The sequence below is a fragment of the Streptomyces sp. NPDC044704 genome, from assembly GCF_056433525.1.
The window spans coordinates 78,625-91,395 of the sequence record NZ_JBWKGY010000015.1 but is presented as its reverse complement, the minus strand read 5'-3'; the positions used below and the strand labels follow the sequence as shown (position 1 = coordinate 91,395).

9 protein-coding genes are annotated in these 12,771 nt (G+C 75.2%); 8 read left to right on the top strand and 1 reads right to left on the bottom strand.

The window, feature by feature from the left end; genetic code table 11:
- The first annotated feature begins 39 nt into the window (after positions 1-39).
- From AC07B0_RS29770 to AC07B0_RS29745, 6 genes are all read left to right on the top strand, one after another.
- On the top strand, positions 40-909 hold the full coding sequence (locus AC07B0_RS29770; RefSeq protein ID WP_356880109.1) for a MetQ/NlpA family ABC transporter substrate-binding protein: 870 nt from the start codon (positions 40-42) through the stop codon (positions 907-909).
- A 230-nt stretch (positions 910-1,139) separates the two neighbouring features.
- A complete protein-coding gene (locus tag AC07B0_RS29765; protein WP_356880107.1) occupies positions 1,140-1,856 on the top strand; it encodes a GNAT family N-acetyltransferase in 717 nt (238 codons plus the stop codon).
- Positions 1,857-1,935: 79 nt separating this feature from the next.
- Positions 1,936-3,159 carry a precorrin-6y C5,15-methyltransferase (decarboxylating) subunit CbiE gene (gene cbiE, locus AC07B0_RS29760; RefSeq protein ID WP_356880105.1) on the top strand — a complete coding sequence of 408 codons (1,224 nt, stop codon included), beginning with the start codon at positions 1,936-1,938 and terminating at the stop codon, positions 3,157-3,159.
- Between the two features lie 237 nt (positions 3,160-3,396).
- Positions 3,397-6,807: a nicotinate-nucleotide--dimethylbenzimidazole phosphoribosyltransferase gene (cobT, locus tag AC07B0_RS29755; protein ID WP_478899302.1), complete on the top strand. Its 3,411-nt coding sequence runs from the start codon at positions 3,397-3,399 to the stop codon at positions 6,805-6,807.
- 495 nt (positions 6,808-7,302) lie between these two features.
- Positions 7,303-8,586: a uroporphyrinogen-III C-methyltransferase gene (gene cobA, locus AC07B0_RS29750; protein WP_356880101.1), complete on the top strand. Its 1,284-nt coding sequence runs from the start codon at positions 7,303-7,305 to the stop codon at positions 8,584-8,586.
- A 42-nt stretch (positions 8,587-8,628) separates the two neighbouring features.
- Positions 8,629-9,444: a TrmH family RNA methyltransferase gene (locus tag AC07B0_RS29745; RefSeq protein WP_356880099.1), complete on the top strand. Its 816-nt coding sequence runs from the start codon at positions 8,629-8,631 to the stop codon at positions 9,442-9,444.
- 52 nt (positions 9,445-9,496) lie between these two features.
- Here AC07B0_RS29745 and AC07B0_RS29740 read toward each other — a convergent pair whose 3' ends face one another.
- On the bottom strand, positions 9,497-10,663 hold the full coding sequence (locus AC07B0_RS29740) for a serine/threonine-protein kinase (RefSeq protein WP_356880097.1): 1,167 nt from the start codon (positions 10,661-10,663) through the stop codon (positions 9,497-9,499).
- A 549-nt stretch (positions 10,664-11,212) separates the two neighbouring features.
- On the opposite strand from AC07B0_RS29740, the gene AC07B0_RS29735 reads away from it, so the two are divergent.
- Together AC07B0_RS29735 and AC07B0_RS29730 are read left to right on the top strand one after the other, a co-directional pair.
- Positions 11,213-11,398, top strand: a complete 186-nt coding sequence (locus tag AC07B0_RS29735) for a hypothetical protein (protein WP_356880095.1) — start codon at positions 11,213-11,215, stop codon at positions 11,396-11,398.
- A gap of 287 nt (positions 11,399-11,685) precedes the next feature.
- On the top strand, positions 11,686-12,723 hold the full coding sequence (locus tag AC07B0_RS29730; RefSeq protein ID WP_356880093.1) for a phosphotransferase: 1,038 nt from the start codon (positions 11,686-11,688) through the stop codon (positions 12,721-12,723).
- Positions 12,724-12,771: the final 48 nt, after the last annotated feature.

Here is a 12,771-nt window from a genome sequence, read left to right as displayed (position 1 = left end):
CGCGCGTACCCCGTACCCGCAGCAAGAAAGGCACTCTTCGTGCGCAAGAACATCAAGCTCACCGCTTTCGCCGCCGCCTCCGCCGCCCTCGCCCTCGGCCTCACCGCCTGCGGCAGCTCCTCGGACCCGTCCTCGTCCACCAAGGCCGACGGCGGCAAGGTCGACGAGAGCAAGCCGCTGGTCATCGCGGCCTCCCCGAGCCCGCACGCCGACATCCTGAACTTCGTCAAGGACAAGCTCGCGGCCAAGGACGGCCTCAAGCTGGAGGTGAAGGAGTTCACGGACTACGTCCTGCCCAACACCGCCACCGAGCAGGGCCAGGTCGACGGCAACTACTTCCAGCACAAGCCGTACCTCGACGACTTCAACAAGAAGAACGGCACGCACATCGTGCCCGTCGTGAACGTGCACCTGGAGCCCCTCGGCCTCTACTCGAAGAAGGTCAAGGCCCTCTCCGACATCAAGGCCGGCCAGACCATAGCCGTCCCCAACGACACCACCAACGAGGGCCGCGCCCTCCAGCTGCTCGCCGCGAACAACCTGATCACCCTCAAGGAGGGTGTCGGCACCAGCGCCAAGCTGTCCGACATCACCGACAAGAAGGGCCTGGAGTTCAAGGAGCTGGAGGCCGCCACGGTCCCGCGCGCCCTGGGCGACGTCGACGCCGCGATCATCAACGGCAACTACGCCCTGGAGGCCAACCTCGCCCCCGCCAAGGACGCCCTGGTCCTGGAGAAGGCCGACGGCAACCCGTACGCCAACTTCCTGGCGGTCAAGGACGGCAACCAGAACGACCCGCGCGTCCAGAAGCTCGCCAAGCTCCTGAACTCCGACGAGGTCAAGAAGTTCATCGAGGACAAGTACCAGGGCTCGGTCACCCCGGCCTTCGGCGCCCCCGCCGCCTCCTGACGCACCCCGCCGACGGAAGGCCCGCCGACGGAAGACCGCCTGGTCGGCGCCGGATTCCCGGCCCCGCGCACCCGCCAGGGCGCGCGGGGCCGAAGTCTGCCCGGAGGCTGCCCGCTTCCGGGCAGCCCGGCCCTGCACATCCCCCGGCCGATGCTGCATGCTGTGGCCTACGACCCGCACGAACGGTCCCGCACCACGGTCGCCCCACGGTCTCAGGCATGGAGCTGCGCATGACTACCACCTTCCCGGACGTCACCATCAGCACGGACCGGCTGGTGCTGCGCGCCTTCGAGGAAGAGGACGTCACCGCGCTCGCCGAGATGATGAACGACGAGCACATCACCGCCTGGACCTCGGCCCCGCACCCCTACACCCACGCCGACGCCCACGGCTGGGCCACCCGGCACGCCCACGCCGAACGCACCGAGGGCCGCGGCATCGTCTTCGCCGTCACCGAATTCCTCACCCAGCGCCTCGTCGGCATCGTGCACCTCCAGAACACCAACTGGCACACCCGCACCACCGAGGTCGGGTACGTCACCGCGCCCTGGGCCCGCGGCGAGGGCTACGCCAGCGAATCCGTGCTCGCCATCGCCCAATGGCTCTTCCGCGACCAGCGCTTCGAACGCCTCGAACTGCGCACCGCCGCCGACAACACCGCCTCCCAGCAGGTCGCCCAGAAGATCGGCTGCATCAGCGAGGGCGTCCTGCGCAACGCCTGGATAGTGCGCACCCAGGACACCGACGGCAGCTGGCAGGAGACCCGCACCGACCTCATCGTCTGGAGCCTGGTCCCCGAGGACCTCGACGACGCCGACGGATACGACGGGTACGACGGCTACGAGCGGTACGACGCCTACGAGAGCCGCCCCGGCGACGACGCCCGGTACCCCTTCGGACAGCGGGCCGACGCGAGCGGCCACCCCGTCGGCGCCGACTGGAACTGACCCGATGACCAGGTAGTCTCACCGTGCCCGACCCCCAGACGAAGCTTCGCCTGCCCCCCACCCCAGGAGACTGACGACGATGGCCGACCGGGTCACGGTGATCGGCTGGGACGGTTCGCCGCTGACCGCGGCCGCCAGGTCCGCCCTCTCCGCCGCCACCCTGGTGGCCGGCGCCGCCCACCACCTCGCGCTGCCCGAGGTCCCGCCCACCGCGGAACGCATCCGCCTCGGCAGCCTCGGCCTCGCCGCCCGCCGCATCGCCGGACACCGCGGCACCGCCGTGGTCTTCGCCGACGGAGACCCCGGGTTCTTCGGCGTCGTACGCACCCTGCGCGCCCCCGAGCACGGCCTCGAAGTAGAGGTCGTACCCGCCGTGTCCGCCGTCGCCGCCGCCTTCGCCCGCGCCGGCATGCCCTGGGACGACGCCCAGGTCGTCGTCGCCCACCCCCGCACCCTCCGACGCGCCGTCAACGTCTGCCGGGCCCACGGCAAGGTCGCCGTCCTCACCTCACCCGGCGCCGGACCGGCCGAACTCGCCCTGCTCCTCGACGGAGTCCACCGCACCTTCGTCATCTGCGAGGAACTGGGCACCGACCGGGAACGCGTCACCGTCCTCACCTCCGACAAGGCCGCCGACCACACCTGGCGCGACCCCAACGTCGTCATCGTCATCGGCGGCGCGGGTCACTCCGCGGACCCCGCCGAAGCCGCCTGGCTGCTCGGCCGCAACCCCGCCCTCGCCGCCGGCCGCGGCTGGGCCCGCCCCCAGGACCTCCCCGCGGGCGCCGCACCCACCGGCGAGGGCGAGTCGGCGCACCTGCGCGCCGCCCAGCTCGCCCGGCTCGGCCCCCGCGCCGGAGACCTCGTCTGGGACATCGGAGCGGGCTCCGGTGCCCTCGCCGTGGACGCCGCCGCCCTCGGCGCCGCCGTCATCGCAGTCGACGCCGACCCGCGCGCCTGCGAACGCGTAACCGCCGCCGCCCGCAAGCGCGGTGTCCAGCTCCAGGTCGTACCCGGCCGCGCACCGCTCGTACTGGAGAACCTGCCCGAACCCGACGTCGTCCGCGTCGCCGGCGGGGGAGCGGAGGTCGTCGCCGCCGTCGCCGACCGGCGCCCCGAACGCATCGTCAGCCACGCCTCCACGCGCGACGAGGCCGAGGCCATCGGCCGCACCCTCACCGAACACGGGTACGCCGTCGAGTGCGCCCTGCTCCAGTCCGTCGGCCTCGACACCCGCACCTGGGCCGAACAGGACCGTTCCGTCGTGTTCCTCCTGGCAGCCGAACGCCCCCCGAGCCGCTAGTGCCGGGCCCGGGGTAGGCTGGCCGATCGTCGTACTGCCCCACAGCGCGCACGACGTGGCGCAGTCCACAGCCGGCCGTGCCGGTTTCTGGCCGACACGGCGGCCGACGAGCGCGACAATGCTCAGGAGTTGTTGTGCGGACGCGGGTGAGACGAACGCGTCGCACGGCAACCACGCTCGTTGGTCATGTGGGCGCCGGGCGATCGAAGAGGCAACATCGATGGGCGAGGGGTACGCATGACTGACACCGGCCAGGTCCCGGGCGAGGGTCACCCGGACAACGCGGGCATGGTGGATCAGCAGGGCATCCCCGCTCCGGTCCCGCCCCTTCCCCCGCTGCCCCCCGTCCCGCCCCAGGTTCCGGCGGGCTACGCCTTCCAGGACCTCGTGGACGACCCGGCCGAGGCTGAGGACGAGGAACTGCTCCTGATGCCGAGCGCCCAGGGCTCCTGGAGCGACCCGCAGGTCGTCCCGCCGGTCCCGGCCTTCCCGGCGGACTTCGCGGCCGAGCCCGTCTACACCGAGTACCCGCAGCCCCCCGCACCCGGCTACCCGCAGCCCGTCCACCCCGGCTTCCCCGACGCGGGCTACCCGCAGGCCGAGCCCGCCCGGCCGGGCAACGGCTTCCCCGACGGCTCCCTCCCCGAGGGCGCCTTCCCGGACGGCTCCTTCCCCGACGCCGGATACCCCGACGCGTACGCCGAGCCCGCCGCCTACAGCGCCGGCGCCCACGAAACCGGGGGCCGTGACTCGGGCGCCCTCGACCTCGGCGGTCTCGTGGTGCCCCCGCCGGCCTCCCCGATGCAGGCCGCGGCCCCGGTGATCCCGGCGCGCCGCCCGCTCCACATGGGTCCGCCCGTGCCCGAGGCCACCGGCGGAGTCGTCCGCTCCCTCGCCGACCGCGGCCCGGCCGCCGCGCCCGCCCCGGCCCCGGCGCCCGTTCCCGAGCCGGTGCCCGCCGCCGCGCCCAGCCTGGCGGCGATGCCCCAGCCCATGCCCGTACGTCACGCGGGGCCGCCGACCACCGGCCCCGAGTACCTGGACGTCCCGCGCGCCGAGGCCGCCCAGGCGGCCCCGCAGCAGCCCGGCGAGGTCCCGGCCCCGGCGGACGCCCCGTGGCCCGCGGAGCCGGTCCCCGCAGCGGAACCCGCCGCGGCCACCGCGCCCGCGGCCGAGCCGGCACCCGCCGCCGAGCCCGTGCCCGCGCCGGACCAGGCCCCGGCCGCCGCAGCCGAGCCCGCCGCCGGCCCCGCGCCCGCCGTCGAAGCCGTGCCCGTCGCCGAGCCCGCCGCCGCGGAGCCCGCCGTCACCGCAGCCGCCGAGCCGGCGCCGGAGCCAGCCGCGGAGCCCGTCGCGGAGCAGGCCGTCGTGCCGTCGCCCGAGCCGGCCGTCGAGGCCGCGCCGGAGCCCGAACCCGTACCGGAGCCGGTGGCGGAGCCCGAGGCCGCGCCGGAGCCCGTCGTAGTGGCGGCCCCCGAGCCGGAGCCCGTACCGGAGCCGGCCCCGGAGGTCCCCGAGGCCGAGGTGGCCCCCGAGGCCGCGACGGCCGCCGAGCCCGAGCCGGCCGCCGAGCCCGTCCCGCAGCCCGAGGCCGCCGATGCCCCGGCCCCCGTCGAGGCCCCGGCCGAGCCGGTCGCCGCCCAGGCCCCCGAGGCCCCCGCCGAGGCCGCCGAGACCCCCGTCGAGCCCGTGGCCGAGGTGCCGGTCGAGCCGGTCGCCGCAGAAACGGTGGTCCAGGCCCCCGCCGAGCCGCAGCCCGAGCCCGTCCCCACCCCCGAGGCCGAGACCGCCGCCGAGGCCGCCCCGGAGGCCACCGGAGCCCCCGTCGAGCCCCCGGCCGAGCCGGCCGTACCGGTCGAGGCCCCCGAAGCCCCCGAGGCCGCGGAACTCCCCGAGACCCCCGCCGTCTCCGCCGGCGAAGCCGCACCCGGGTACGCCGACGCCGAGCGCGAGGCCGTCCTGCGCGTCATGCGCGAGCGCCGCGACATCCGCAAGGGCTTCCGCACCGACCCCATCCCGCACGAGGTGCTGCTCCGCGTCCTGGAGGCGGCCCACACCGCCCCCAGCGTCGGCCACTCGCAGCCCTGGGACTTCGTCGTCATCCGCTCGGCCGAAACCCGCCGGACGATGCACGAGCTCGCCCAGCGCCAGCGCGAGGCCTACGCCAAGTCGCTGCCGAAGGGCCGGGCCAAGCAGTTCAAGGAACTCAAGATCGAGGCCATCCTCGACACCCCGGTGAACATCGTCGTCACCGCCGACCCCACCCGCGGCGGCCGCCACACCCTCGGCCGGCACACCCAGCCGCAGATGGCCCCGTACTCCTCCGCCCTCGCGGTCGAGAACCTCTGGCTCGCCGCCCGCGCCGAAGGCCTCGGCGTCGGCTGGGTCAGCTTCTTCGACGAGCGCGAGATGGTCCGCGCCCTCGGCCTCCCGGAGCACCTGGAGGTCGTCGCGTACCTGTGCGTCGGCTACGTCGACGAGTTCCCCGAGGAGCCCGAGCTCGCGCAGGCCGGCTGGTCCCAGCGCCGCCCGCTGTCCTGGGTCGTCCACGAGGAGACGTACGGACGCCGCGCGCTGCCCGGCGAGGAGCCGCACGACCTCCTCTCGGAGACCGTCGCCAGCATCCGCCCGCTCGACGCGAAGGCGCTCGGCGAGGCGTGGGAGCGGCAGAAGCGCATGACCAAGCCCGCCGGGGCCCTCGGCATGCTGGAGATCATCTCCGCCCAGCTGTCCGGTCTCTCCCGGGTCTGCCCGCCGCCGATCCCGGAGCCCGCCGCCGTCGCGATCTTCGCCGGTGACCACGGCGTCCACGCCCAGGGCGTCACCCCGTGGCCGCAGGAGGTCACGACCCAGATGGTCGCGAACTTCCTGGGCGGCGGAGCCGTCTGCAACGCCTTCGCCAACCAGGTCGGCGCCGAGGTCTGCGTCATCGACGTCGGCGTGGCGGGCGACCTGCCCGCCACCACCGGCCTCCTCCCGCGCAAGGTCCGCCCCGGCACGGCCGACCTGTCCGTCGGCCCCGCGATGACCCGCGAGGAAGCGGTCGCGGCCATCGAGGTCGGCATCGAGACGGCCCGCGACCTCGTCGCCGCCGGCAACAAGGCGCTCCTCACCGGCGAGATGGGCATCGCGAACACCACGGTCTCCGCCGCCCTGATCTCGGTCTTCACCGGCGTCGACCCGGCGGAGGTCACCGGCCGCGGCACCGGAATCAACGACGAGACCCACGCCCGCAAGGTCGAGGTCGTACGCCGCGCCCTGGAACTCCACCAGCCCGACCCGGCGGACCCGATCGGCGTCCTGGCGGCCATCGGCGGCCTGGAGCACGCGGCGATCGTCGGCCTGCTCCTCGGCGGAGCCTCCCTCCGCACGCCGGTCATCCTGGACGGCGTGAGCGCCGGCGCGGCCGCCCTGGTGGCCCGCGCCATCGCCCCCGAGTCCCTCTCCGCCTGCATCGCGGGCCACCGCAGCGCGGAGCCGGGTCACGTCGCCGCCCTGAACAAGCTCGGCCTGCGCCCGCTGGTCGACCTGGACCTCCGCCTCGGCGAGGGCACCGGCGCGCTGCTGGCCCTCCCCCTGGTCCAGAGCGCGGCCCGCGCGATGCACGAGGTGGCCACCTTCGACTCGGCGGGCGTCACCGAGAAGTAGCCACCCCCCGGCCCCCGGCCCCAGGACAGCCCCTGGGGCCCACCCCCGCGCCTCGATCGCAGTCGGGCCGAGCGCCCGGGGCCCGGACGACCGGTCGCCCACGGAGGCCGCTGCACGGAGGCCGCTTCACGGGGTCCGTGGCAGCGTTCTGCGGGCCGGGGTCGGGGTCGGGGACGGGGTGGGGTGTCGTCCGGGACTAAAACGTGATTTGTTGGCGCCCTGTCCCGACCGGCAACACACTCCGGACGGGGCGCCATAAATCATGCCCGTCCCGGACGACACCCCACCCCGTCCCCGACCCCGGCCCCACCCGCAGCCCCCGCATCCCCCCGCCCCCGGCGCACCCGCAGCCCCCCGCCCCCCGAGCCCCCCGCCCCCGCCGGGTCGTATCGTGGTCCCGGACGGAGGAAACCCGCACCTCACACCCGTCAAGCCGCTCCAGCGCAGCAGCGGCTCCACCAGCCCAGACCCGCCGCACCAGGAGCCGCAACCGCCATGGCAAACCCGGCACACCCCGCCTATCCCGTAGGTCTCCGCCTGGCCGGGCGCCGCGTCGTCGTCATCGGCGGCGGCCAGGTCGCCCAGCGCCGACTGCCCGCCCTCATCGCGTCCGGCGCCGACGTCCTGCTCATCTCCCCCTCCGCGACCCCCTCCGTGGACGCGATGGCGGAGACCGGCGAGATCCGCTGGGAGCGCCGCCGCTACCAGGACGGCGACCTCACCGACACCTGGTACGCCCTCATCGCCACCCGGGACCGCGAGGCCAACGACCTGGCCTCCGCCGAGGCCGAGGCCAAGCGCGTCTGGTGCGTGCGCGCCGACGACGCCGAGGCCGCCACCGCCTGGACCCCGGCCACCGGCCGCGTCGAGGGCGTCACCGTCGCCGTGCTCACCGGCAACGACCCGCGTCGTTCCGCCGCCGTCCGGGACGCCATCGTCGAGGGCCTGCGCGACGGCTCCCTCGTCGCCCCCGCCCACCGCCACAAGAACACCCCCGGCGTCGCCCTCGTCGGCGGCGGCCCCGGCGACCCGGACCTGATCACCGTCCGCGGCCGCCGCCTGCTCGCCGAGGCCGACGTCGTGATCGCCGACCGGCTCGGCCCCCGCGACCTCCTCGACGAACTCCCCCCGCACGTCGAGGTCATCGACGCCGCGAAGATCCCGTACGGCCGGTTCATGGCCCAGGAGGCCATCAACAACGCCCTGATCGAGCACGCCAAGGCCGGCAAGGCCGTGGTCCGGCTCAAGGGCGGGGACCCGTACGTCTTCGGCCGCGGCATGGAGGAGCTCCAGGCCCTCGCCGAGGCGGGCATCGCGTGCACCGTCGTCCCCGGGATCTCCAGCTCCATCTCCGTGCCCGGCGCGGCCGGCATCCCGGTCACCCACCGCGGCGTCGCGCACGAGTTCACCGTGGTCAGCGGCCATGTGGGCCCCGACGACGAGCGTTCCCTCGTGGACTGGGCCTCCCTCGCCAAGCTCACCGGCACGCTGGTGATCCTGATGGGCGTCGACAAGATCGGCCTGATCGCCGAGGCCCTCGTCCGCCACGGCCGCTCCGCCGACACCCCGGTGGCGGTGATCCAGGAGGGCACCACGGCCACCCAGCGCCGGGTGGACGCCACCCTGGCCACCGTCGGCGCGACCGTCCGCGCCGAGGAGGTCCGCCCGCCCGCGGTCATCGTGATCGGCGAGGTCGTCCGCGTGGGCACCCCCGGAACGCCCGGTACGCCCACCCCCGGAACCCCCACCACCCCCGCAGTCCCCACCGCCGGCGCCTGACAGGCCGTTGGCACCACACCCAGGACAAGGCAGTATCACCCTGTGGCTGATCTCATCACCGTCGAGGATCCCGACGACCCGCGCCTGCGCGACTACACGGGCCTGACCGACGTCGAACTCCGCCGTCGGCGCGAGCCCGCGGAAGGCCTGTTCATCGCCGAGGGCGAGAAGGTCATCAGACGGGCCAAGGACGCCGGGTACGAGATGCGCTCGATGCTGCTCTCCGCCAAGTGGGTCGACGTCATGCGCGACGTCATCGACGAGCTCCCCGCCCCCGTCTACGCCGTCACCCCGGAGCTCGCCGAACGCGTCACCGGCTACCACGTGCACCGCGGCGCCCTCGCCTCCATGCAGCGCAAGCCCCTGCCCACGGCCGAGGAACTGCTCTCCTCGGCCCGCCGCGTGGCCGTCATGGAGGCCGTCAACGACCACACCAACATCGGCGCCATCTTCCGCAGCGCCGCCGCCCTCGGCATGGACGCCGTCCTGCTGTCCCCGGACTGCGCGGACCCGCTCTACCGCCGCTCGGTGAAGGTCTCCATGGGCGCCGTGTTCTCCGTCCCCTACGCCCGCCTCGACGCCTGGCCCAAGAGCCTGGACTCGGTGCGCGAAGCGGGCTTCAAGCTGCTCGCCCTCACCCCGCACGAGAAGGCCTCACCCATCGACGAGGCCGCACCGAAGTCCCTGGACCGGGTCGCGCTCATGCTCGGCGCCGAGGGCGACGGCCTGTCCACGCAGGCCCTGGTCGCGGCCGACGAATGGGTGCGCATCCCCATGGCGCACGGCGTCGACTCGCTCAACGTGGGCGCGGCCGCGGCCGTCGCCTTCTACGCGGTGGCCGGCGCCGGCCGCGCGTAGAGCGCGCGTTCCACCCGTGCGGACCGGCCCGGACCGGTCCGCACGCAAGCGCTCAGAGCCGCTGCGCGAGGGCGATGCCCAGGGCCACGATGAGCGTCACCACGACGAACACGATCAGCCGCTGGCGCATCAGCTTCGGATCCGGCCGCGAAGGCCGCCGTCCCGCCCCGGTCGTCCGCGGCGCCTGACGCCCGCCCGTGCGCCCCGCCGTGGACCCGGGGTTCCGCGGGGACGAGGGCCGCGAGTGCGGCCCGCTGTGCGGGGCCTGCGCGCGGGGCGTGGGCGTACCGCCTCCCGTACGGCGCTCCGTGCGCTGCTCGGCGTACTCGTCGGCCAGCCGTCCCGTCGGCCGCTCCGCCCGGGCGCGCTGCGCCGGCGGCCGGCCGTCGCCCAGCCCCTGCGCCTCGCGGGCGGCGATCTCCTTCAGCCGCATCGACAGCTGGAGGGTCGTGGGCCGGTCCTCCGGGTCCTTGGCCAGGCAGGCCGACACCAGCGGCGCGAGGGCGTCCGGCACCCCCTGGAGGTGCGCCTCCTCGTGGACCACGCGGTAGAGCATGACCTCGGAACTGCCGTGCCCGAACGGCGAATCGGCGGTGGCCGCGTAGGCGAGGGTGGCGCCGAGCGCGAAGACGTCCGTGGCCGGGGTGACGGCGGCGCCGCGCACCTGCTCGGGCGCGAGGAAGCCGGGGGAGCCGACGGCGGTGCCCACGTGCGTGAGGGTGCTCGCACCGGTGGCCCACGCGATGCCGAAGTCGATGATCCGCGGCCCCTTGGGGGACAGCAGGATGTTCGAGGGCTTGAGGTCCCGGTGGACCACCCCCGCCTCGTGCACGGCGACCAGGCCCTCGGACAGCGCCGCGCCGATGGCGGCGATCTGCGCGGCCGTCAGCGGGCCCTCCTCGGCCACCTTGTCGTGCAGCGAGGGGCCGGGGACGTACTGGGTGGCGAACCACGGCCGCTCGGCGTCCAGGTCGGCGGCCACCAGCCGGGCCGTGCACCCGCCGCGGATCCGCCGGGCGGCGGACACCTCGCGCGCGAAGCGCGAGCGGAACTCCTGGTCCTCGGCCAGATCGGGCCGGATCACCTTCAGGGCGACGCGCTGTCCGCGCCGGTCGGAGCCCAGGTAGACCACGCCCATGCCGCCGGCGCCGAGCCGCCGGTGCAGTCTGAACGAGCCGACGACACGCGGGTCCTCGCGCCGGAGCCGCATCATCGCCATGTCCACCCCGCTGACCGGTCGTCCTGTTGACCTGGCACAGCTTACGGACCATCCGCCATGTGCGCTCAGAGGCCGCGCCCTCGCCGCAGGATTCGATTGTCAGTACGGGGCAGGCCACTTGGGGGTTCATCCGCCCGATCGGGCAGTCTTTGTCCCGAACCCGTGTCATTCCCCAAAGGGCCCTCGCGGCAAGGCGATTGGCACCTCGCCGGTCCTTCCGGGCGGCCGGGCGCGGTCCGCTTCCGCCCGAACGGCCGCAGGGGCGCGTCAACGCCCGGTACGAGGACACGCGTGCGCGGGGAGTGACGGAAGTGAGCGAAGTCACTACCCTCCGGTCATCCCCTCCGGGAAGACCCCCACATCGGGGGAGCGGTCTCCACCCAGGGGAGTAGTCGGGGGCGGGGACGTCATCCTCCCGGAGGCCCGGCAATGGGTACGAGGGCATGAGGCCAGGGGCCTTCCGCCCGCCTAGTGTTGAAGACAAGCGGCGGGTGGCGCACTCGTCCCCCGAGGTCAAACCCGCCGCTGCCAAACGACAGGGAGAGGACCATGGCGGACATCGCACGGCAGGGACGCAAGGCATTCGCGTTCAACGGCCATGAGTCCGGTACGCGTCACCCGCTGGTGGCCGCGGCCATGGTGCTCCCCCTGGCCGCCCTCCTGCTCTTCGTCTTCGGAGGATTCGATCAGGTGGCGGCACAGGCGTCGTCCGTGGGCGTGATGCTGGGGCGCTGAGCGGCGCACCAGGCCCGGGAGAGCGGCCCGGGCCGGGACATCGGCCTGTCGAACCCCGTGGGGACGGGGGCGCGACGGACGGCAGGTGAAGGGTGTTGCCCGTACGGCTGGGGAGCCGGACGGGCAGCACCCTTTGTCGTACCCGCCCGGCCGACGGCGGAATGCCGGGGGAGCCCCGTACCCTCCAGGTGGGAGAAGGGGGGCGCGATGATCCGGTACGCGACGCCGGGCGGTTTCACGGCCGTACGGACGGGCGCTCCCGCGACCCGCGCGCAACGGGCCGCCGCATGACCCCCGCACTGCCCGCCGCGCTCGCGGCCTGGGGCTCCGGCGCGAGCGGACGGCCGTACGAACTCCTCGCCGACCGGCGCGACGGCACCGTGGTGCGCTGCGGGGACACCGTGGCCAAGGCCCACGCCGGGGACGCCGACGGGGAGGCCCTCGCGCTGCGGCTGCGGATCGCCGGCGCCGACGCGCTGGCCGGGGTGCTGCTGCCCCCGCTGCGGACCGGATCCCTCCAGGGCCGCCCCGTCTCGCTCTGGCCCTACGGGACCCCCGTGGACCCGGAGCGCCCCGAGGACGCCCCCTGGGAGGCCGCCGCCCGGCTGCTCGCGGCACTGCACCGCACCCCGCCGGACGCCGTCCCCGGCCCGGTCCCCCCGATGCGCGGCCCGGCCAAACTGGCCCGGGCCCTGCGCCGCCTGACCCGGGCCCTCCCGGCCGCCCACCGCACCGAGCCCGGGGCCGCGCCCCCGCACCCCGTGCCGGACCCACGCGAACACCCCCGCCCGCCCGTGCCCGCCGTGGCGCTGCCGCACCCCCCGCCGGAACACCCCCGGGCCGCCCGGGCCGTCCTGGCCGCCGCCGCGACCCTGCCCCGATGGGCCCGGGGCGAGGCGGTGGCTCCGCCCGGCGGGGCGCTGTGCCACGGCGACCTCCACCTCGGGCAGCTCGTGCGCCACCCCGCCCCGGTCGGCCCCTGGCGGCTCATCGACGTGGACGACCTCGGCCTCGGCACCCCCGCCTGGGACCTGGCCCGCCCCGCGGCCTGGTACGCGGCGGGGCTGCTCGCACCGGAGGCGTGGCTGCGCTTCCTCGACGCCTACCGCGCCGCGGGCGGCCCGGCCGCCGGGCCGCCCGGCACCGACCCCTGGCCGGAACTCGACCTCGCCGCGCGGGCGCTGACCGTGCAGGGCGCGGCCCTCGCCCTGTCCAAGGCGGCGACGGCACGGCGTCCGCTCGACGGGGCGGAGCGGCTGATGGTGGAGTCCTGTGCCCGAATCGCCACTCTCCCGCCCGAGTTGGCTCCGCACCCCCCGTCGTAGGGTGAGGGCCACGCCACCGGGCATGCATCCGGTGTCGACGCGAACGGC

Bases quoted from the DNA above. Each gene is read 5' to 3' on its own strand.
- AC07B0_RS29765 (WP_356880107.1), top strand. From the start codon at position 1,140: ATGACTACCACCTTCCCGGACGTCACCATCAGCACGGACCGGCTGGTG.
- cbiE (WP_356880105.1), top strand. From the start codon at position 1,936: ATGGCCGACCGGGTCACGGTGATCGGCTGGGACGGTTCGCCGCTGACC.
- cobT (WP_478899302.1), top strand. From the start codon at position 3,397: ATGACTGACACCGGCCAGGTCCCGGGCGAGGGTCACCCGGACAACGCG.
- cobA (WP_356880101.1), top strand. From the start codon at position 7,303: ATGGCAAACCCGGCACACCCCGCCTATCCCGTAGGTCTCCGCCTGGCC.
- AC07B0_RS29740 (WP_356880097.1), bottom strand. From the start codon at position 10,663: ATGGCGATGATGCGGCTCCGGCGCGAGGACCCGCGTGTCGTCGGCTCG.
- AC07B0_RS29735 (WP_356880095.1), top strand. From the start codon at position 11,213: ATGGCGGACATCGCACGGCAGGGACGCAAGGCATTCGCGTTCAACGGC.
- AC07B0_RS29730 (WP_356880093.1), top strand. From the start codon at position 11,686: ATGACCCCCGCACTGCCCGCCGCGCTCGCGGCCTGGGGCTCCGGCGCG.